This window comes from Photobacterium sp. DA100 (genome assembly GCF_029223585.1).
Lineage (GTDB): Bacteria > Pseudomonadota > Gammaproteobacteria > Enterobacterales > Vibrionaceae > Photobacterium.
Genome location: NZ_CP119423.1, coordinates 129,559 through 147,953, shown reverse-complemented (window position 1 = coordinate 147,953; position 18,395 = coordinate 129,559). Strand labels below are relative to the sequence as shown.

The window sequence follows — 18,395 nt, the reverse complement described above, 5'->3', positions numbered from 1 at the left end:
TATTTTTAGTCCTCATTCAGGCGGCGCCCAAGGCCACAATGGCACTCAACGCTGGTAGTACTCACGGTACCAGTCAACAAATGCCTTCACGCCTTCCTTCACCTTCACTGCCGGCTTGTAGCCCGTAGCATCGAACAAATCGGTTGTGTCTGCATAGGTAGCATAGACATCGCCCGGCTGCATCGGCATGAAGTTTTTCTTCGCCTCGATACCCAACGCCTCTTCCAGCGCCTCGATGAAATCCATCAGTTTAACCGGGCTGCCATGGCCGATGTTATAAACCCGGTAAGGTGCCGAGCTGGTCGCCGGCGTACCGGCTTCGACGGTCCAGTCCTGGGTCTTTTCAGGGATCACGTCCTGAATACGGATGATCCCCTCGACAATATCATCGATGTAGGTGAAATCACGGCGCATGTCACCGTTGTTGTACACATCGATTTCACGCCCCTCGATAATCGCATTGGTGAACTTGAACAGCGCCATATCCGGGCGTCCCCAAGGACCATAGACAGTAAAGAAGCGCAGGCCGGTGGTCGGCACGCCGTAAAGGTGCGAATAGGTATGCGCCATCAACTCGTTCGACTTCTTGGTCGCGGCATACAGAGAAATCGGGTGGTCGACACTGTCGGCAGTATCAAACGGCATTTTTTGGTTGAGGCCATAGACCGAGCTGGACGAGGCATACACCAAGTGCTCAATCTTGTGGTGGCGGCAGCCTTCGAGGATAGTCAGGTGCCCCACCAGGTTGCTGTCGGCATACGCCATCGGGTTGTCGATCGAGTAACGCACACCGGCCTGGGCTGCCAGGTGGATCACCCGGTCGAATTTCTGCTCGGCAAACAGGTTGGCGATCCCGTCCCGGTCTGCCAGATCCATGGTAATGAAAGTAAAGTGCGGGTGGGTGATCCTGGCCAGCCGGGCGTCCTTGAGTGACACCTCGTAGTAGTCATTGAGATTATCAATCCCGACCACCTCGTGCCCCATGGCACACAACCGCTCCACCACGGCACTTCCGATAAAGCCGGCCGCGCCGGTAACCAAATACTTCTTCATCTATCTAGACCTTAAAAAATGTACTCTTTATCCAAATTTAGGATAACGATGCGTAAAAAAATCATAGCACCCAAACGCAGGCGACGGTAGCGGCCCAGGGCAAAAGGCGCATCAATAAAACTGACAAGGTGGTTCAGCCAGCCTTAACCGCGTCCCCACCGGGCCAGCCATCGACAGAAATGCAACCCGGCTAGGTCTGGCAAGCGCTGCAATATACCGTAGCCCGCTGGCCGATTTTTACTTCGCTCAGGGGCTTGTCACACCGCGGGCACGGCTCCCCTCCCTTGCCATATACCTGCAGCTCCTGGGCAAAATACCCCGGCTTGCCGTCAGCGTTCTTGAAGTCCTTCAGGGTTGTGCCACCCTGCTCGATGGCAAAGGCCAGCACCGACTTGATTTCATCGACCAGCAAAGCAAGGCGCTGGGCGGAGATTTTGCCGGCCTCCCGCTTGGGGTGGATCCCGGCGGCAAACAGCGATTCATTGGCATAGATATTACCGACGCCGACCACCACGTGATTATCCATGATGAACTGCTTCACGGCGGTGCGTTTACCTTTGGCCTTCTCTTGCAGGTACGCCGCGGTAAACCCCTCGCTAAGCGGCTCCGGGCCGAGTTTGGCCAGGACCGGGTGCTCTCCCTGATCCGGCTGCCACAGCCAGGCACCAAAGCGGCGCGGATCGTTGTAGCGCAGGACCTCGCCACTGGACAGGCACAAATCGACATGGTCATGTTTTTCCGGCGGGATCCCTGACGGTAACACCCGCAGGCTGCCCGACATCCCGAGATGGATAATGGCGTAGCCCGCGTCGGTCTCAAGCATCAGGTATTTGGCCCGGCGGCTTACCCGGCGGATCACCTCTCCTTCGATATGGCGGATCTCTTCAGGCACCGGCCAGCGCAACTTAGGGTTACGGACCACAATCTCGGTCACGGTCTGGTTGGTCACATGGGGGGCGATCCCCATCCGGCTGACTTCGACTTCAGGTAATTCAGGCATGACTTTCTCTGCTATTGGTAGAGTTATAGCGCCACTATAACACCGGCGGGAACAAATAGGCCTCTTCCACCGAGACTGCCAGCCACTCCCCTTGCCAGTTTTGCAATAGCCAAAATTGCGGCTGCTGGTAGACGGTTACCCTGACCGGCTCTTCCCGCCCCGCCAGCCAAATTTCGACACTGCTAGGCGGCGGCAGGGTTGGCTTGAGCTTACCCACCATCTCATCGCTGACCGCGGTTCCTCCCAGCGCCTGCCAGTGGCTGATCAGCAAATCGGCCGGCAGCGCCACCCGCGGACTGGCTAGCCAACCCAATGCCTGCTGATGAACACTGGTATGGGGTAAGTGCAACTGCTCTATGGTCGAGTCGGAAGGCAATAGCATCGTCATTTCCGCCGGCGTTTGGGGCGAATGCTCATGGCCAAGGCGCTGCTTGACGAGCTCCGGAAGCTGTACCACAGCAATAAAGCACACCACGGCGATAATAATGACATTGTTCCAGCCACGACGAGACAGCCTCATCACGCTACTCCATGAAAGTTGGTTATATCTCAACTATACCGCCCGGGCCTTGAGATTGCAGTTATTTAGGATAGGCGGGAGCACCACCGTAAATTGCAGGTATAAAAAAACCCAGTTAAAAAACTGGGTTTTTATCAAAAAAGCGATTAACCAATTACTTGATTTTTGCTTCTTTGTACATAACGTGCTGGCGAACTACAGGATCAAATTTTTTGATCTCGAATTTGCCTGGCATGTTACGCTTGTTTTTGTCGGTAGTGTAGAAGTGGCCTGTACCAGCAGATGATACTAGACGGATCTTCTCACGAATGCCTTTAGCCATTGTTCAAATCCTCTTAAACGTTCTCGCCGCGAGCACGCATATCAGAAAGAACGGCGTCGATGCCTTTCTTATCAATGATACGCATACCTTTCGCAGAAAGGCGTAGTTTAACGAAGCGTTTTTCGCTTTCTACCCAGAAACGATGAGTTTGCAGGTTCGGCAGAAAACGACGCTTGGTGGCATTACGTGCGTGTGAACGGTTGTTACCCGTTACAGGACGCTTACCAGTTACTTGGCATACTCGGGACATTACTGTCTTCTCCAAATCGTTTCAGCTCGATATCTACCATGGCTATTTCAATGTGAAAAATGATTCTCACATACAACCACAGCTATCAAAGGTCGCGCATTATACTAAGTCAAAACCAGTTGCTCAAGTCCCGAGCAGTCCTTTCTCAACTTTTTAAGCAAAAAATGGCCATTTTATAACCATCCCCGCTCTGCAAAAGAAGTGATTTCTCCGTCACCGACAACAAAGTGATCCAGAACCCGAATATCCACCAACGCCAGTGCATCACTGATGCGGCGGGTAATTCGGCGGTCTGCCTGACTTGGCTCTGCCACGCCTGACGGGTGATTATGCGCTAAAATGAGCGCGGCTGCATTAAGTTCTAGTGATCTTTTTACAACTTCCCGCGGATAAATGCTCGCGGCATCGATCGTTCCCTCGAAAAGTACCTCGCCACTGAGCACCCTGTGCTGGTTGTCGAGAAACAAAATATAAAACGCCTCGCGGGGACGATCGCGCAGCACATGACTAAGGTAGCGCCTTGTATGAGAGGGACTTGTCAGCGCATCTTCCTTCTTGAGCGTCTCTTCCAAGTGGCGCAGGTTCATTTCCAGCACCGCCTGCAGCTGGGCATACTTGGCCGGGCCCAATCCCTTGTATTGGCAAAACGTGGCCTTATCGGCGGCCAGCAGCGCCCGCAGCGAGCCAAACCGATCCAGCAGCTCGGTAGCCAGCTCTATCGCGTTCATCCCGGCAATACCGGTACGCAAGAAAATGGCCAGCAACTCGGCATCCGACAGAGCGCCGGGACCGCGTTCGAGTAATTTTTCCCTCGGCCGAGACTGCACCGGTAGTAACTTGAGTGTCATGTCCACCTCCTGATGCCCTAGCTAAACGAGCCATACAGCCTTTGGCAAGGCGCAACACGGTATCTCCAGCCGCCCGCACAAAAAAGCCGGGCGGCCTTGTACCTCCCGGCCACAAACTGCCAACTGGCTCGCAATCGTCCTCGTCACGAGGCCAGCCCTCGGCACAAACTTGATCCCGAGCAAGGAAGCCGGCTTTTTTTGGTGACTAGCAATTTTTGGTGGTAAGGTGTGGCGCATTGACATTCCGGATATCGAGAGCAGGCAATAAGATGCAAACTTTGGCAGGAAAAAAAATTCTCCTTGGGATCAGCGGCGGCATTGCTGCATACAAATGTGCAGAACTCACCCGCAGGCTGATTGAGCGCGGCGCGCAAGTGCAGGTGGTCATGACCAAGGCCGCCAAGGAGTTCATTACCCCGCTCACCATGCAGGCGGTATCCGGCAGGCCGGTCTCCGACAGCTTGCTCGACCCCGCAGCGGAAGCCTCGATGGGGCACATTGAGCTGGCCAAGTGGGCCGACTTGGTTCTGCTGGCACCGGCGACCGCCGATCTGATCGCCCGTATGGCCGCGGGCATGGGCAATGACCTTCTGACCACCCTGTGCCTGGCAACCGACGCCCCGGTTGCCGTTGCACCAGCGATGAACCAGCAGATGTACCGCCATGTGGCGACCCAGGAAAACATTGCCACCCTCGCCCGCCGCGGTTGCCATATCTGGGGTCCGGCCAGCGGTGAGCAGGCCTGTGGCGATGTCGGCCCGGGCCGGATGCTTGAGCCGATGCAACTGGTTCACCTGGCAGAAGATTTCTTCAAACCAGCGGATCTGGACGGGCTCAGGCTGACCATTACCGCGGGGCCAACCCGCGAGGCAATTGATCCGGTCCGTTACCTGACCAACCACAGCTCCGGCAAAATGGGCTACGCCATCGCCGAAGCCGCAGCCAAGCGCGGTGCGGCCGTCACCCTTATCAGCGGCCCGACCAATTTGGCAACGCCTCCGGGCGTTACCCGGCTCGATATCACCAGCGCCGAGCAGATGCACCAAGCCGCGCTGAACCATGCGCCAGCCAGTGATATTTTCATCGGCTGTGCTGCCGTGGCCGATTTCCGCCCGGCGGACATCGCCGCGCAGAAGGTGAAAAAGAAAGACGGCGAAGATGACATGGTGATCCGCCTGGTGAAAAACCCGGATATTATCGCCAGTGTTGCCGCGCTGGAGACCCAGCGCCCATTTACCGTCGGCTTTGCCGCCGAGACCCAGGACGTCGAACAATATGCCCGCGGCAAACTGGCCCGCAAGCACCTGGATCTGATCTGCGCCAACGATGTGTCAAACGAAGGCCAGGGCTTCAACAGCGACCAGAATGCCCTGCACCTCTATTGGCCAGCCGGTGACAAGGCGCTGCCGCTAACCAGCAAGGCGGCGCTGGGTGCCCAACTGGTCGACGAAATTGTCACCCTATTCAAAGCCGGGCAGCCAGATTAATCCCTGTCGCCGGTGCTGACGAATTAACCGAATAAGATCAAATATAAAGCCCAACACTTCAGGTTGGGCTTTTTTTGTCGATAAAGAGATCAGTATCGACGGGCAATGCTTTTCACGGCAGAGTTACGCCGCTAAGATATGCGGGTTTCATCCTGTCCATTGACAGTTTTATTTTGAAAAGGAACGGTTATTCATGGCTGGCAACAAGAAAAACAACCGCCGCGAAGAAATTTTGCAAGCGCTGGCACAAATGCTGGAATCTGCCCAGGGCAGCCAACGTATTACTACCGCCAAGCTGGCAGCCCAGGTTGGTGTCTCAGAAGCCGCCCTCTACCGCCACTTCCCAAGCAAGGCGCGGATGTTCGAGGGGCTGATCGAGTTTATCGAAGACGCGATCACGACCCGGATTAACCGCATCCTCAATGATGAAAAGGATACTCTCCAGCGCCTGCGTATGGTGCTGCAGCTGATCCTCGGCTTTGCCGAGCGCAACCCGGGCCTGACCCGCATCATGACCGGCCATGCGCTGATGTTCGAGCAGGACCGTCTCCAGGCCCGCATCAACCAGCTGTTCGAGCGCATCGAAACCCAGCTGCGCCAGATCCTGCGCGAGCGCAAGCTGCGCGAGGGCAAGGGCTTCCCGGTTGACGAGTCCATCTTGGCCGCCCAGTTGCTCGGCCAGGTTGAAGGCAGCCTCAACCGCTTTGTCCGCTCTAACTTCAAGTACAAGCCGACTGCCAACTTCGACGACTACTGGCAGTTGCTGAGCGCCGAGCTAGGGTAAACTAGGACAGGTTGCTAGATCCTGGTTCCTAGTTCATAGAAAAAACAAATAAAAAAGCGAGAGGCTTACGCTTCTCGCTTTTTTATTTACGGTTCTGGGTTCTGCTCTTCCTAGAAGGAACTAGGTTCTAGGATCCCGAGCCTTATACCCCGTATTCTGCACGGTAAGCTTTCACCGCTTCCAGGTGCTGCTCCATGCCATCCTGCTCTTCCAGGTAGCTCACCACATCGCCCAGCGACACGATAGAAATCACCGCACAACCGAAATCGCGCTCGACTTCCTGGATGGCAGACAGCTCGCCCTTGCCTTTCTCCTGGCGGTCGATAGCCACCAGCACACCGGCCAGATCGGCACCGTTGGCCTTGATGATTTCCATCGACTCGCGGATCGCCGTACCGGCAGTGATCACATCATCCACCAGCATGATACGGCCTTCCAGTGCGCTACCGACCAAGTTGCCGCCCTCACCGTGGTCTTTGGCTTCCTTGCGGTTGAAACAGTACGGGGTATCCACATCGTGCTGATCGGCCAAGGCAACGGCTGTCGTGGTGGCAATTGGGATCCCCTTGTACGCAGGGCCGAACAACACATCGTACTCGATACCGGCATCTACCAAAGCCTCAGCATAGAAACGGCCTAGGCGTGCAAGGTCACGTCCAGTATTGAACAAACCCGCGTTGAAGAAGTACGGGCTTTTACGGCCAGATTTCAGAGTGAACTCACCAAACTTCAGTACCCCTTTCTCCAAGGCAAATTCGATGAACTGACGCTGATATGCTTTCATGGTTTCTCCTTATAGATGCAACTTGTGATTACACGATTCAAATCTAAGTTCTGGGCGCCATTGCCAGGCAACGCGAAATCCAGACCAAAAAAAAGCGGCTCCAACAGGAACCGCTTCAAAAAACTAACTTTCCAGCGCTTGCTTCTGAACGCTGATGATGTCGGCAATGCCGTGTTTTGCCAGAGCCAGCATGGCCAGCAACTCTTCATGGCTAAAGGCTTCACCTTCCGCCGTGCCCTGGATCTCGATCATCTTGCCTTCTTCGGTCATGACCACGTTCATGTCCGTTTCTGCTGCCGAATCCTCGACATACTCCAGATCGCAAATCGCCTCGCCGTTGTAGATACCGACAGAAACTGCGGCCACCATGCCTTTTAGCGGGCTGGCTTTGAGCAGGCCCTTCTCCAACATGTAGTTGATGGCATCAACCAGCGCCACCATCGCACCGGTGATAGATGCCGTGCGAGTACCGCCATCGGCCTGGATAACATCACAGTCTACCGTGATCATCTGCTCACCCAGGGCTTCCAGGTCAACAGCAGCACGCAAGCTGCGAGCGATCAGGCGCTGAATTTCCATGGTACGGCCACCCTGCTTACCGCCCGCCGCTTCACGGCGGTTGCGTGAGTGAGTTGCACGCGGCAGCATGCCATACTCCGCCGTCACCCAACCCTGTCCTTTACCTTTAAGCCAGCGTGGTACATTCTCTTCCACACTTGCGGTACAAATTACCTTGGTATCACCAAACTCAACCAATACCGAGCCTTCGGCATGGGCAGTAAAGTTACGGGTTATGGTAATTGGACGTACTTGGTTGTTGCTTCTTCCGCTTGGACGCATCGGCGGCTCCCTCTGGCTGGATGACATTAACCGGCGATTATAGCCACAACCGATCGGTTGTGCACGCGAAACCCAACCAGCATGGCATTTCCCGCACCGACTGCTGGCAGAATCGTCATATCGCCACCACGCGGCTGCATTTCCTTTATTATTAAGGCTAAGTATAATCTGGACATCCGGATAACTGCGCACCACTGACACCTCGATGACGGTGGCTTGCCCCTGGCATCCCACCCAAAGCAGTTATCAATCACCACTATTAGAGGCCACTAGCCAATGATTCATAGCATGACCGCCTACGCCCGTCGCGAAGTCAAAGCCGATTGGGGTACTGCCGTATGGGAAATCCGCTCGGTTAACCAGCGTTACCTAGAAACTTACCTGCGTATGCCAGAGCAATTCCGTAGCCTTGAGCCAGTGCTGCGCGAGCGTTTCCGCAAGCGTCTGGCCCGCGGCAAGGTTGAGTGCAACCTGCGCTTCGAGGTAAACCCGGCCGCCAATACAGAGCTGAAAATCAACGAAGGGCTGGCCAAGCAGGTGATCAATGCCGCCAAGTGGGTCAAAGAGACCGCCGGCGAAGGCAGTGTCGGCCCGTTCCAGGTCCTGAACTGGCCGGGTGTGATGGAAGCGCCGGAGCAGGATCTCGATGCCATCAACCAAGATCTGCTCGATGCGTTCGACAGCACGGTGGATGACTTCATCGCCGCCCGCGCCAGCGAGGGTGAGAACATGAAGGCTCTTATCGAACAACGCCTTGACGCGATCTCGGTCGAAGCCAGCAAAGTACGCAGCATGATGCCGGAAGTCCTGAACTGGCAGCGCGAGCGCATCCTAAACCGCTTGGAAGAAGCCAAGGTCGAGCTGGATGCCAACCGTGTCGAGCAGGAACTGATCATGCTGGCACAGAAGAGCGATGTCGCCGAAGAGCTGGACCGCCTTGATTCACACGTCAAGGAAACCCAGAAGATCATGAAGAAAGGCGGTGCCTGCGGTCGCCGCCTCGACTTCATGATGCAGGAGTTCAACCGCGAGTCGAACACCCTGGCCTCGAAATCGATCAACACCGAGATCACTGCCGCGGCCGTCGAGCTAAAAGTGCTTATCGAGCAGATGCGCGAGCAGATCCAGAACATCGAATAAGACCCGGGTCGCCCCCAGCGTATAGTCTGGCACCTGACGATAAAGCCCTATTCCTTAGGGCTTTATTTCTATATGGCTAGCCCCTTCTTTTTGCCAGCCCACAACGAAAAAACATTCTCAACCCGCCCCAAAAGACACATAATAGCTACATTTAAGTAACACCAAACAGCCAAGTGACTCACTCAGCGTCCGGTATCTCGCACTAATCTCTCAGGCCCTGATGAGTCACCCGATATAAGAGATGGTGAGAATGGATACCAATACCCCTTTGCTAAACCTTCGTGCAATCGAGCCCAGTGATTACGACGAGCTGGCAGCCCTGATGGATTTGGTCTTTGCCGATGTCGGGGGCGCATGGCCGCGCATGACGATCATGGATTTGATCCACCAGTTCCCCGACGGCCAGATCTGTATCGAAGACAGCGGCAAGATAGTCGGGGCCGCCCTCACCATCAAGGTTAACTACAACCGTTTTTCCCTAAACCACGCCTACACCGACATCATCAGTGAGCAGAATGTGATCCAGCATCAAGTCACCGGGGATGCGCTATACGGCCTGGATGTGTTCGTCCATCCCGATTACCGCGGGCTTCGCCTGGGCCGGCGTCTCTACGACGCCCGCAAGGAGCTCTGCCGCAGCACCAACCTCAAGGCTATCCTGGCAGGAGGGCGCCTCCCAGGCTACCACAAGGTGGCAGACCAGCTCACGGTTATCGAGTACCTCGAGAAGGTCAAGCGCAAGGAAATCCACGATCCCATCCTGTCGTTCCAGCTGGCCAATGATTTTGACGTCAAACGACTGATGAAGAATTACTTACCGGAAGATGCCAAGTCCTGCGGCTACGCGACCTTGCTGGAATGGGACAATGTGTTTTACGACGAGGAAATGCCGTCGGTCATCGAGTCCGAGAAGAAAATCGTCCGGATAGGGATTGTCCAATGGCAAATGCGCAAGATGGTGTCGGTGGACGATCTGATCGACCAGGCCGAATTCTTTGTCTCCTCGCTCTCCAACTACCAGGCCGACTTTGCGCTCTTCCCCGAGTTCTTCAATGCCCCGTTGATGGGGCTCAGGCCCGAGCTCAGCCCGGTCGAGGCGATCCGGTTTCTCAGCGAATTCAGCGAAGACATCAAGCAGCGCTTTTCCCAAATGGCCGTCACCTACAATATCAACATCATCTCGGGCAGCATGCCGATACTGGAGAATGACCGCCTGTACAATGTCTCCTACCTGCTTCACCGTGATGGCTGTATCGACGAACAGTACAAGATCCATATCACCCCGCATGAACAAAAAGACTGGGTCATTGACGGCGGCGACAAAGTGAAGGTCTTCGAGACGGATGCCGGACGGGTCGGCATCCTCATCTGCTACGATGCAGAATTCCCCGAGCTGGGACGGATGCTGGCTGAGCAAGGTGTACAAATCATGTTTGTGCCTTTTTGGACAGACACCAAAAACGGCTACTTGCGGGTCAGGCTGTGCGCCCAGGCAAGGGCTATCGAAAATGAATGTTACGTGGCACTCGGCGGCAGCGTCGGTAACCTGCCACGGGTCAATAACGTCGATATCCAATATGCCCAGTCAGCGGTTTTTTCGCCATCCGATATCTACTTCCCCCACGACGCCACCATAACCGAAGCCAGCGCCAACACGGAAATGATCATCTTCGCCGATGTCGAACTCGACAAGCTCAAGTACCTCAATACCGAAGGCTCGGTCACCAACCTGCGCCACCGCCGGCTCGACCTCTATGGCGGGTTCACCCGGGCCGGCAATGGACCGGGATCAGGCAAGCCCTAACCAGGCAATCCCCTACGCCAGTGACAACCAGTTATGAAATGATCATAAATTCCAACTAGGCTTAACTTTAACTCGAGCAAAAAGTTGAATTTTCAAGCAACCAGCTAATTTCTTTTGCGCGCGGATCATGATAATCTGCGCGCCCTTCTATCACTGAGTGAAAATAGGCAATGAGCAAAGGTACTCTATACATTGTGTCGGCCCCGAGCGGCGCAGGCAAATCCAGTCTGATTAACGCCCTGTTGGAAACCAACCCGATCTATGACATGAAAGTATCCGTCTCTCACACCACCCGTGGCATGCGCCCGGGCGAAGAGCACGGTGTTCATTACAATTTCGTTAGCGTAGAAGAGTTCCAAGAACTAGTAGAGCAAGGTGCATTCCTTGAGCACGCTGAAGTTTTCGGCAACTACTACGGCACATCTCGCCCGTGGATCGAGCAGCAGCTGAACAAAGGTATCGATGTATTCCTCGATATCGATTGGCAGGGTGCCCGCCAGATCCGCAAGCAGATGCCACAAGCAAAAAGCCTGTTCATCCTGCCGCCTTCGAAAGAAGAGCTGGAGCGCCGCCTCAATGCCCGAGGGCAAGACAGCGACGCTGTTATCGCCCGCCGCATGCAGGAAGCCCGTTCGGAAATCTCCCATTACAACGAATACGATTATGTGATCGTCAATGATGATTTCGATGTCGCGCTGATGGATTTCAAAGCCATTATCCGCGCAGAACGATTGAAGCAAGACAAGCAAGCTGCTAAATATAACAGCATGCTCAATGCCCTACTGGCAGAACAGTAAGTATTTTTGTACAATTTTCCATCTTTATTTATATAACCACTGGAGTCCTCCATGGCACGCGTAACCGTTCAAGACGCTGTTGATAAAATTGGCAACCGTTTCGATCTAATCCAAATTGCTGCTCGCCGCGCTCGTCAGATGCAAACCGGCGGTAAGGATCCACTGGTTCCGGAAGAAAACGACAAGTACACCGTTATCGCCCTTCGCGAAATCGAAGAAGGTCTGATCACGAAAGATATCCTCGATGCTCGCGAGCGTCAGGAACTTCAAGAGCAAGAAGCAGCAGAGCTAGCAGCTGTTAGCGCTATTGCCGGCGACAACCGTTAATTCAGGGAACCGGGCGAATTGTATCTTTTTGATAGCCTGAAAGAAGTCGCAATCGAATACCTGCCTGAGTCCCAAATCGAGGCGCTCAGGCAGGCCTATCTCGTTGCGCGAGATGCCCACGAAGGGCAAACCCGCTCCAGCGGTGAACCTTACATCATCCACCCTATTGCCGTTGCTCGTATCCTGGCCGAAATGCGCCTCGACTACGAGACCTTGATGGCAGCCCTCCTCCACGACGTCATCGAAGATACCGAGGTCACCAAAGACGATCTCGACAGTCGCTTTGGCTCTACCGTGGCCGAGCTGGTCGATGGGGTTTCCAAGCTGGACAAGCTGAAGTTCCGCGACCGCAAAGAAGCGCAAGCCGAGAACTTCCGCAAGATGATCATGGCGATGGCCCATGACATCCGCGTTATCCTCATCAAGCTGGCTGACCGCACGCACAACATGCGCACCTTGGGTGCCCTGCGTCCGGACAAACGCCGCCGTATAGCCCGCGAAACGCTGGAGATCTTCTCTCCGCTGGCGCACCGCCTGGGCATCCACAATATCAAGACCGAACTGGAAGAGCTGGGTTTCGAGGCCCTGTATCCAAACCGTTACCGTGTTTTGAAGGAAGTGGTGGCTGCCGCACGGGGTAACCGCAAAGAAATGATTAACAAGATCCACGCCGAGATTGAGGGCCGCCTCAAGGACGCGGGGATCAATGGCACGGTGCAAGGCCGCGAGAAGAACCTGTACTCCATCTACAACAAGATGAAGAACAAGGAGCAGCGCTTCCACTCGATCATGGACATCTACGCCTTCCGCGTACTGGTCAAGGACCTGGATACCTGCTATCGCGTGCTGGGCCAGGTCCACAACCTGTACAAGCCCCGCCCGAGCCGGATGAAGGACTACATCGCGATCCCGAAAGCCAACGGCTACCAGTCGCTGCATACGTCTCTGGTGGGCCCGCACGGGGTACCGGTGGAGGTCCAGATCCGTACCGAAGATATGGATCAGATGGCCGACAAAGGGGTTGCCGCCCACTGGGCCTACAAAGATGGCGAAAGCTCCGGGACCACAGCGCAGGTCAAGGCCCAGCGCTGGATGCAGAGCCTGCTTGAACTGCAGCAGAGCGCCGGCAGCTCGTTCGAGTTCATCGAGAACGTTAAGTCCGACCTGTTCCCGGACGAGATTTACGTCTTTACGCCGAAAGGCCGGATTGTTGAGCTGCCAGTCGGAGCAACCGCGGTCGACTTTGCCTACGCGGTACACACCGATGTCGGTAACGCCTGTGTCGGAGCCCGGGTCGAGCGCCAGCCTTATCCGCTGAGCAAACCGCTGAAGAACGGCCAGACCATCGAGATCATCAGTGCGCCGGGCGCCCGCCCGAATGCCGCCTGGCTCAACTACGTGGTCACTTCCCGCGCCCGCACCAAGATCCGCCAGGTGCTCAAGACCATGCGCCGCGAAGAGTCGATCACCCTTGGCCGACGCCTGCTCAACCACGCCCTCGGGGCTATCAACATCGACCAGATCGATGCGAATAACCTGCAGCAGGTTTTGACCGATCTGCGGCTGACCAGCCTCGAAGATCTGCTGGCCGAAATTGGCCTCGGTGAGCTGATGAGCGTAGTGATCGCCCGCCGCCTGTTGGGCAATGCCGATGAGCTGACACCGAAGGAATCCGATCAGCGCCTGCCAATCCGCGGTGCCGACGGTATCTTGCTGACCTTTGCCAACTGCTGTCACCCTATCCACGGTGACCCGATCATGGCCCACGTCAGCCCGGGCAAAGGACTGGTGATCCACCGCGAGGAGTGTGCCAACATCCGCGGCTACCAGAAAGAGCCGGATAAGTACATGGCCGTTGAGTGGAGCGAGGACTTCGAGCAAGAGTTTGTCACTTCGCTCAAGGTCGACATGCAGAACCACCAGGGTGCACTGGCCGATTTGACCAACACCATTGCCGCGACCGGATCGAACATCCAGGGCCTGGCAACGGAAGAGAAAGACGGCCGCCTGTATACCATTACCGTGCGCCTGACCACCAAGGGACGTATCCACCTGGCCAACATTATGCGCCGGATCCGGGTCATGCCCAACGTGGTGCGCGTCTCGCGCCAGAAAAATTAAACCGCGCCAGGCACATCGCTTGGCCCGTCACAGAATACAAACGCCCGCTCGCGGGCGTTTTCTTTAGGTAACACAACATGAGCCCTGAACGATTCCAACGTATCCACGAGGTCCTTGCCACCCGCCAACCAGACTTGACGGTGTGCATGGAAGAAGTCCACAAGCCCAACAATGTCTCGGCCATTGTCCGTACCGCCGATGCCGTTGGGATCCATAAAGTGCACGCGGTATGGCCCAACGACGGTATGCGCATGCTCGGCAACACCTCGGCCGGTGCCCGCAACTGGGTCGAGCTCGAAACCCACGACTCGATGGTCAATGCCGTCAATACGCTCAAGGCACAGGGCATGCAGGTGCTGGCCACCAACCTGTCCGACACCGCAATTGATTTCCGTGACGTGGATTACACCAAGCCGACGGCGGTTATCCTCGGCGGCGAGAAAAATGGGATCACCGCTGAAGCCCTGGCGATGGCCGATCAGGATATCATCATCCCGATGGTAGGTATGGTACAGTCATTGAATGTCTCGGTCGCCAGTGCCCTGATCCTTTACGAAGCACAGCGCCAGCGCCAAAATGCCGGTATGTATGACAGGGAGAAAACCCTGCTGCCCGATGAGGTGGTTCACCGTATCCTGTTCGAGCGCGGTCACCCGGTGCTGGCCAAAGTTGCCCGCCGCAAGGGGCTGCCCTACCCGCCGCTGGACGAGCACGGCCAGATCGCTGCCGATGAGCAGTGGTGGAGCATCATGCAGGCCACCGAGCCGAAAAAGAAAAAAGCCTTACCTTAAAAGGAAGTAGCGATGAGCGGACAAGTTCTCGATACCATAGCCCTGACCGAGCTGTCGGGCGTCGGCGCCAAAATGGCAGAAAAACTGGAAAAAATCGGTCTGCACACCGTGCAGGATCTCCTCTTCCACCTTCCGCTCCGCTACGAGGACCGTACCCGGATCTGGCCGATTGCCAGCGCCATGGCCGGCCAGCACCTAACCATTCAGGGCGAGGTACTGAGCAGCAATATCGCCTTCGGCAAACGCCGGATGCTGACGGTCAAAATCGGCGACCAGACCGGCAGCGCCACCCTGCGTTTTTTCAACTTCAATGCCGCGATGAAAAACAGCCTGAGCGAGGGCAAGCAGGTCAAGGCCTACGGCGAGATCAAGCGCGGCAAGTACGGGCTGGAAATCATCCATCCCGACTACAAGGTGTTTTCCGAGCCCACCGAACTCAGCGTCGAGGAAACCCTGACCCCGGTTTACCCGACAACGGAAGGCCTGCGCCAACTCACCCTGCGCAACCTCACCGATCAGGCCATGCGCCTGCTCGACAAATCGGCGGTGCGCGAGCTGCTGCCCGAAGGCTTGTACGACCGCCAGATGACCCTGTCGCAAGCGTTGCATGTGATGCACCGGCCTACCCCGGATGTCTCCCTCGACCAGCTCGAGGAAGGCAAGCATCCGGCCCAGCAGCGCCTGATCCTCGAAGAGCTGCTGGCACAGAACCTGTCGATGCTGGCCGTGCGTCACAAGAGCCAGCGCCATGCTGCCTGGCCACTGGCCGAGGGCAACACGCTAAAAAATAAACTGCTGGCGAGCTTGCCATTCAGCCCTACCGGAGCCCAGCAGCGGGTGGTGGCCGATATCGAGCGCGACCTTGCCGTGCCGCACCCGATGATGCGCCTGGTACAGGGCGATGTCGGCTCGGGCAAAACCCTGGTTGCCGCGCTGGCTGCCCTGCGTGCCATCGAGCATGGCTACCAAGTCGCGCTGATGGCGCCAACCGAGCTGCTGGCCGAGCAGCACGCGATCAACTTCGCCGCCTGGCTCAACCCGCTGGGGATTGAAGTCGGCTGGCTGGCCGGCAAGCTCAAGGGCAAGACCCGCGACAAGGAGCTGGCCCGCATCGAAAGCGGCGAAGCCAAGATGGTGGTCGGTACCCATGCCCTGTTCCAGGAGCAGGTGGTATTCAATAACCTCGCTTTGGTGATCATCGACGAGCAGCACCGCTTCGGTGTCCACCAGCGCCTCGAGCTGCGCGAGAAAGGGGCCAACGGCGGCTGCTACCCGCACCAGCTGATCATGACCGCCACCCCGATCCCCCGTACCCTGGCAATGACCGCTTACGCTGATCTGGAAACCTCGGTCATCGACGAGCTGCCACCGGGCCGGACCCCGATCCAAACTGTCGCCCTGCCCGACTCGCGCCGTCAGGAGATCATCGAGCGCATCCGCTCGGCCTGCCTCAATGAAGGCCGCCAAGCCTATTGGGTCTGTACCTTGATTGATGAGTCTGAAGTATTGGAAGCCCAGGCCGCCTCCGATACCGCCGACGAGCTAACCGCGCAACTGCCGGAGCTCAATATCGGGCTGGTTCACGGCCGGATGAAACCGGCTGAGAAGCAGGCAGTGATGAAGCGCTTCAAAGATGGCGAGTTGCACCTGCTGGTTGCCACCACGGTGATCGAGGTGGGTGTCGACGTCCCCAATGCCAGCCTGATGGTGATTGAAAACCCGGAGCGCCTCGGCCTGGCCCAGCTGCACCAGTTACGCGGCCGGGTTGGCCGGGGCAGCGTCGCCAGCCACTGCGTGCTGCTTTACCATGCCCCGCTGTCGAAAACCGCCCAGAAACGTCTGGGAGTATTGCGCGAGAGCAGCGATGGCTTTGTCATTGCCCAGCGAGATTTGGAGATCCGCGGCCCCGGCGAGCTGCTCGGTACCAAGCAGACCGGGATAGCCGAGTTCAAGGTCGCAGACTTGGTTCGCGACCAGCACCTGATCCCCCAGGTCCAGAAGCTGGCCCGCTATCTGCACGACAACTACCCGGACAACGCCAAGGCGATTATCGACCGTTGGCTCGGCCAGCGGGAAAACTACTCCAATGCCTAAAAGCAGGTCCATGACCTAACAGCTGGCAATAAAAAAGCGAGGAAATCCTCGCTTTTTTATCATTGCAGAAGCGACCTTAGCCGCTACTTCCTGGTGTGCAACGGCAAGCTTATCTGCACCCGCAGGCCACCCTCGCGGCGGTTGGAGACCTGAATGACCCCTTCGTGCTGGTCGATAATACGTTTGACAATCGCCAGCCCCAAGCCGGTGCCTTCGGTATCCGTCCCGCGGGCAGTATCACCCCGCGTCAGTGGCTGGAACATCTTCGCCACCTGATCAGGCTCTATACCCGGACCATCATCCTCGACGCAGAACCAGGCACTCTTGCGATCGGCTGCTGTACCGCTGGAAATCTTGACCAGGCCATTGCCGTAGCGCTGGGCATTGACCACCAGGTTGGTGATAGAGCGCTTGATAGATACCCCGTTGCCGACAATCACCCCCGGAATGTCAGACAGATCCAAATCAACCTGGCGCTCGTAGCCCCCTTCGGCTTCAGCCACTTCTTCCAGCAAGTAGTTAAGCTCGAGTTCTTCTTCCGCCTGCTTCTTGGTCGACTTGAGGTAGTCCATAAACTGGCTGATGATCTCGTTACACTCTTCGGTATCATTGATCATGCTCTCGGCCAAGTAGCTGTCTTCCGGCGACATCATTTCTGTGGCCAGGCGGATGCGGGTCAGCGGCGTGCGCAAGTCGTGGCTCACACCGGCCATCAGCAGGGCCCGGTCATCTTCCAGTTGCTTGATGCCGGCCGACATGCGGTTGAACGCCTTGGTCACCGCCCGGATCTCCGATGCCCCTCGCTCCGGCAGCACCGGCGGCGTCTCGCCCTTTGCCACCTGAAGGGCTGCTTGCTCCAGGGCCACCAGCGGACGGTTCTGGATCCGGATAAACAGCCAACCGCCTGCAATCACCATGAAGGCGATGATCAGGCTATAGTGGAACAGCGGCGAGAAGTCATCTTCCTGCAACTCGGAGAGCGGGATCCGCATCAGGTAGCCGGGTATCGACTCGCTTTTCAGCCACAGGACATAACTGTCGGCTCCCAGCACCAGACGGACTTCCGTCGGCGACTCGAGCTCCTGGGTCATCTCCTCGCTGAGGTACTCGATCACCGTCGCTTTGGTAAACTCCTGCAGTTCATCGTCATGGACCGGATCGGTCCCGTCCTCGGCATGCAGGGTCACGCCCAGTTGCTCGAGCAACTGGCGGCGCAGCGGAGTATCGAGATGGAAGGTATTGCCATCGGCCAGCTCAACATCTTCCTTGAGCATCAACCGCACCTCGTAGGCAAGGATCCGGTTGAACTGCTGCAAACTCGGCAGCAAGGCGTAGTTGAGTACCGCCAGGTAAGAGAAAATCTGGCTGGCTATCAGCAAGCCAGCCAGAAGGATCAGTGTCCGGGTAAAGGTACTGCGTGGTGACAGTCGCAT

The 18,395-nt window shown here is 56.6% G+C and carries 19 protein-coding genes; 9 read left to right on the top strand and 10 right to left on the bottom strand.

Annotated features, from left to right (window positions below):
- Nucleotides 1-45: 45 nt before the first annotated feature.
- The 6 genes from PTW35_RS00725 to radC all read right to left on the bottom strand — a co-directional run bounded on the left by PTW35_RS00725 (nucleotide 46) and on the right by radC (nucleotide 3,993).
- Entirely contained in the window at nucleotides 46-1,053 is a 1,008-nt protein-coding gene (locus PTW35_RS00725; RefSeq protein WP_281026140.1) for an NAD-dependent epimerase, read from the bottom strand.
- 190 nt (nucleotides 1,054-1,243) lie between these two features.
- The gene (gene mutM, locus PTW35_RS00720) at nucleotides 1,244-2,053 is read right to left on the bottom strand and encodes a bifunctional DNA-formamidopyrimidine glycosylase/DNA-(apurinic or apyrimidinic site) lyase (protein WP_281026139.1); all 810 of its coding nucleotides are present in this window, start codon (nucleotides 2,051-2,053) and stop codon (nucleotides 1,244-1,246) included.
- A gap of 34 nt (nucleotides 2,054-2,087) precedes the next feature.
- On the bottom strand, nucleotides 2,088-2,573 hold the full coding sequence (locus PTW35_RS00715; protein ID WP_281026138.1) for a hypothetical protein: 486 nt from the start codon (nucleotides 2,571-2,573) through the stop codon (nucleotides 2,088-2,090).
- 154 nt (nucleotides 2,574-2,727) lie between these two features.
- Nucleotides 2,728-2,895 carry a 50S ribosomal protein L33 gene (gene rpmG / locus PTW35_RS00710; RefSeq protein WP_002535344.1) on the bottom strand — a complete coding sequence of 56 codons (168 nt, stop codon included), beginning with the start codon at nucleotides 2,893-2,895 and terminating at the stop codon, nucleotides 2,728-2,730.
- Nucleotides 2,896-2,908: 13 nt separating this feature from the next.
- Complete coding sequence (gene rpmB / locus PTW35_RS00705) at nucleotides 2,909-3,145, bottom strand: 50S ribosomal protein L28 (RefSeq protein WP_047875542.1); 237 nt, start codon at nucleotides 3,143-3,145, stop codon at nucleotides 2,909-2,911.
- Nucleotides 3,146-3,318: 173 nt separating this feature from the next.
- Complete coding sequence (gene radC, locus PTW35_RS00700; protein ID WP_281026128.1) at nucleotides 3,319-3,993, bottom strand: DNA repair protein RadC; 675 nt, start codon at nucleotides 3,991-3,993, stop codon at nucleotides 3,319-3,321.
- Nucleotides 3,994-4,262: 269 nt separating this feature from the next.
- Between radC and coaBC the strand changes: the two genes are divergently transcribed.
- Both coaBC and slmA read left to right on the top strand, forming a co-directional pair.
- Complete coding sequence (gene coaBC / locus PTW35_RS00695; RefSeq protein WP_281026127.1) at nucleotides 4,263-5,480, top strand: bifunctional phosphopantothenoylcysteine decarboxylase/phosphopantothenate--cysteine ligase CoaBC; 1,218 nt, start codon at nucleotides 4,263-4,265, stop codon at nucleotides 5,478-5,480.
- Nucleotides 5,481-5,673: 193 nt separating this feature from the next.
- Entirely contained in the window at nucleotides 5,674-6,264 is a 591-nt protein-coding gene (gene slmA, locus PTW35_RS00690; protein WP_281026126.1) for a nucleoid occlusion factor SlmA, read from the top strand.
- 142 nt (nucleotides 6,265-6,406) lie between these two features.
- Here the strand turns inward: slmA and pyrE are convergent, their stop codons facing one another.
- Together pyrE and rph are read right to left on the bottom strand one after the other, a co-directional pair.
- Entirely contained in the window at nucleotides 6,407-7,048 is a 642-nt protein-coding gene (gene pyrE / locus PTW35_RS00685; RefSeq protein ID WP_044622314.1) for an orotate phosphoribosyltransferase, read from the bottom strand.
- A gap of 123 nt (nucleotides 7,049-7,171) precedes the next feature.
- Nucleotides 7,172-7,888, bottom strand: coding sequence for a ribonuclease PH (gene rph, locus PTW35_RS00680; RefSeq protein ID WP_281026125.1), 717 nt, complete (start codon nucleotides 7,886-7,888; stop codon nucleotides 7,172-7,174).
- A gap of 276 nt (nucleotides 7,889-8,164) precedes the next feature.
- On the opposite strand from rph, the gene PTW35_RS00675 reads away from it, so the two are divergent.
- The 6 genes from PTW35_RS00675 (at nucleotide 8,165) to trmH (ending at nucleotide 14,868) form a co-directional block, all read left to right on the top strand.
- Entirely contained in the window at nucleotides 8,165-9,028 is an 864-nt protein-coding gene (locus PTW35_RS00675) for a YicC/YloC family endoribonuclease (RefSeq protein WP_281026124.1), read from the top strand.
- 250 nt (nucleotides 9,029-9,278) lie between these two features.
- Complete coding sequence (locus PTW35_RS00670; RefSeq protein ID WP_039457200.1) at nucleotides 9,279-10,832, top strand: bifunctional GNAT family N-acetyltransferase/carbon-nitrogen hydrolase family protein; 1,554 nt, start codon at nucleotides 9,279-9,281, stop codon at nucleotides 10,830-10,832.
- Nucleotides 10,833-11,002: 170 nt separating this feature from the next.
- Entirely contained in the window at nucleotides 11,003-11,629 is a 627-nt protein-coding gene (gmk, locus tag PTW35_RS00665; RefSeq protein WP_039457196.1) for a guanylate kinase, read from the top strand.
- A gap of 51 nt (nucleotides 11,630-11,680) precedes the next feature.
- Nucleotides 11,681-11,956, top strand: a complete 276-nt coding sequence (gene rpoZ / locus PTW35_RS00660) for a DNA-directed RNA polymerase subunit omega (protein ID WP_039457192.1) — start codon at nucleotides 11,681-11,683, stop codon at nucleotides 11,954-11,956.
- A gap of 18 nt (nucleotides 11,957-11,974) precedes the next feature.
- Nucleotides 11,975-14,077: a bifunctional GTP diphosphokinase/guanosine-3',5'-bis pyrophosphate 3'-pyrophosphohydrolase gene (spoT, locus tag PTW35_RS00655; RefSeq protein WP_281026123.1), complete on the top strand. Its 2,103-nt coding sequence runs from the start codon at nucleotides 11,975-11,977 to the stop codon at nucleotides 14,075-14,077.
- Between the two features lie 77 nt (nucleotides 14,078-14,154).
- The gene (trmH, locus tag PTW35_RS00650; RefSeq protein WP_281026122.1) at nucleotides 14,155-14,868 is read left to right on the top strand and encodes a tRNA (guanosine(18)-2'-O)-methyltransferase TrmH; all 714 of its coding nucleotides are present in this window, start codon (nucleotides 14,155-14,157) and stop codon (nucleotides 14,866-14,868) included.
- On the opposite strand, the gene PTW35_RS00645 is transcribed toward trmH, so the two are convergent.
- On the bottom strand, nucleotides 14,860-14,997 hold the full coding sequence (locus PTW35_RS00645; protein WP_281027557.1) for a hypothetical protein: 138 nt from the start codon (nucleotides 14,995-14,997) through the stop codon (nucleotides 14,860-14,862). The two genes, trmH and PTW35_RS00645, sit on opposite strands and share 9 nt — an antisense overlap.
- Between PTW35_RS00645 and recG the strand changes: the two genes are divergently transcribed.
- Nucleotides 14,941-16,962, top strand: a complete 2,022-nt coding sequence (gene recG / locus PTW35_RS00640) for an ATP-dependent DNA helicase RecG (RefSeq protein ID WP_281027411.1) — start codon at nucleotides 14,941-14,943, stop codon at nucleotides 16,960-16,962. The two genes, PTW35_RS00645 and recG, sit on opposite strands and share 57 nt — an antisense overlap.
- Before the next feature lie 83 nt (nucleotides 16,963-17,045).
- Here recG and envZ read toward each other — a convergent pair whose 3' ends face one another.
- On the bottom strand, nucleotides 17,046-18,395 hold the full coding sequence (gene envZ / locus PTW35_RS00635; RefSeq protein WP_281026121.1) for a two-component system sensor histidine kinase EnvZ: 1,350 nt from the start codon (nucleotides 18,393-18,395) through the stop codon (nucleotides 17,046-17,048).

Excerpts from the sequence above, each read along its gene's own strand:
- rpoZ (WP_039457192.1), top strand. The coding sequence starts at position 11,681 with ATGGCACGCGTAACCGTTCAAGACGCTGTTGATAAAATTGGCAACCGT.
- PTW35_RS00670 (WP_039457200.1), top strand. The coding sequence starts at position 9,279 with ATGGATACCAATACCCCTTTGCTAAACCTTCGTGCAATCGAGCCCAGT.
- PTW35_RS00725 (WP_281026140.1), bottom strand. The coding sequence starts at position 1,053 with ATGAAGAAGTATTTGGTTACCGGCGCGGCCGGCTTTATCGGAAGTGCC.
- gmk (WP_039457196.1), top strand. The coding sequence starts at position 11,003 with ATGAGCAAAGGTACTCTATACATTGTGTCGGCCCCGAGCGGCGCAGGC.
- rpmB (WP_047875542.1), bottom strand. The coding sequence starts at position 3,145 with ATGTCCCGAGTATGCCAAGTAACTGGTAAGCGTCCTGTAACGGGTAAC.
- coaBC (WP_281026127.1), top strand. The coding sequence starts at position 4,263 with ATGCAAACTTTGGCAGGAAAAAAAATTCTCCTTGGGATCAGCGGCGGC.
- PTW35_RS00715 (WP_281026138.1), bottom strand. The coding sequence starts at position 2,573 with ATGAGGCTGTCTCGTCGTGGCTGGAACAATGTCATTATTATCGCCGTG.
- slmA (WP_281026126.1), top strand. The coding sequence starts at position 5,674 with ATGGCTGGCAACAAGAAAAACAACCGCCGCGAAGAAATTTTGCAAGCG.
- recG (WP_281027411.1), top strand. The coding sequence starts at position 14,941 with ATGGCAGAAAAACTGGAAAAAATCGGTCTGCACACCGTGCAGGATCTC.
- mutM (WP_281026139.1), bottom strand. The coding sequence starts at position 2,053 with ATGCCTGAATTACCTGAAGTCGAAGTCAGCCGGATGGGGATCGCCCCC.
- rpmG (WP_002535344.1), bottom strand. The coding sequence starts at position 2,895 with ATGGCTAAAGGCATTCGTGAGAAGATCCGTCTAGTATCATCTGCTGGT.
- rph (WP_281026125.1), bottom strand. The coding sequence starts at position 7,888 with ATGCGTCCAAGCGGAAGAAGCAACAACCAAGTACGTCCAATTACCATA.
- trmH (WP_281026122.1), top strand. The coding sequence starts at position 14,155 with ATGAGCCCTGAACGATTCCAACGTATCCACGAGGTCCTTGCCACCCGC.
- envZ (WP_281026121.1), bottom strand. The coding sequence starts at position 18,395 with ATGCGACTGTCACCACGCAGTACCTTTACCCGGACACTGATCCTTCTG.
- pyrE (WP_044622314.1), bottom strand. The coding sequence starts at position 7,048 with ATGAAAGCATATCAGCGTCAGTTCATCGAATTTGCCTTGGAGAAAGGG.
- radC (WP_281026128.1), bottom strand. The coding sequence starts at position 3,993 with ATGACACTCAAGTTACTACCGGTGCAGTCTCGGCCGAGGGAAAAATTA.
- PTW35_RS00675 (WP_281026124.1), top strand. The coding sequence starts at position 8,165 with ATGATTCATAGCATGACCGCCTACGCCCGTCGCGAAGTCAAAGCCGAT.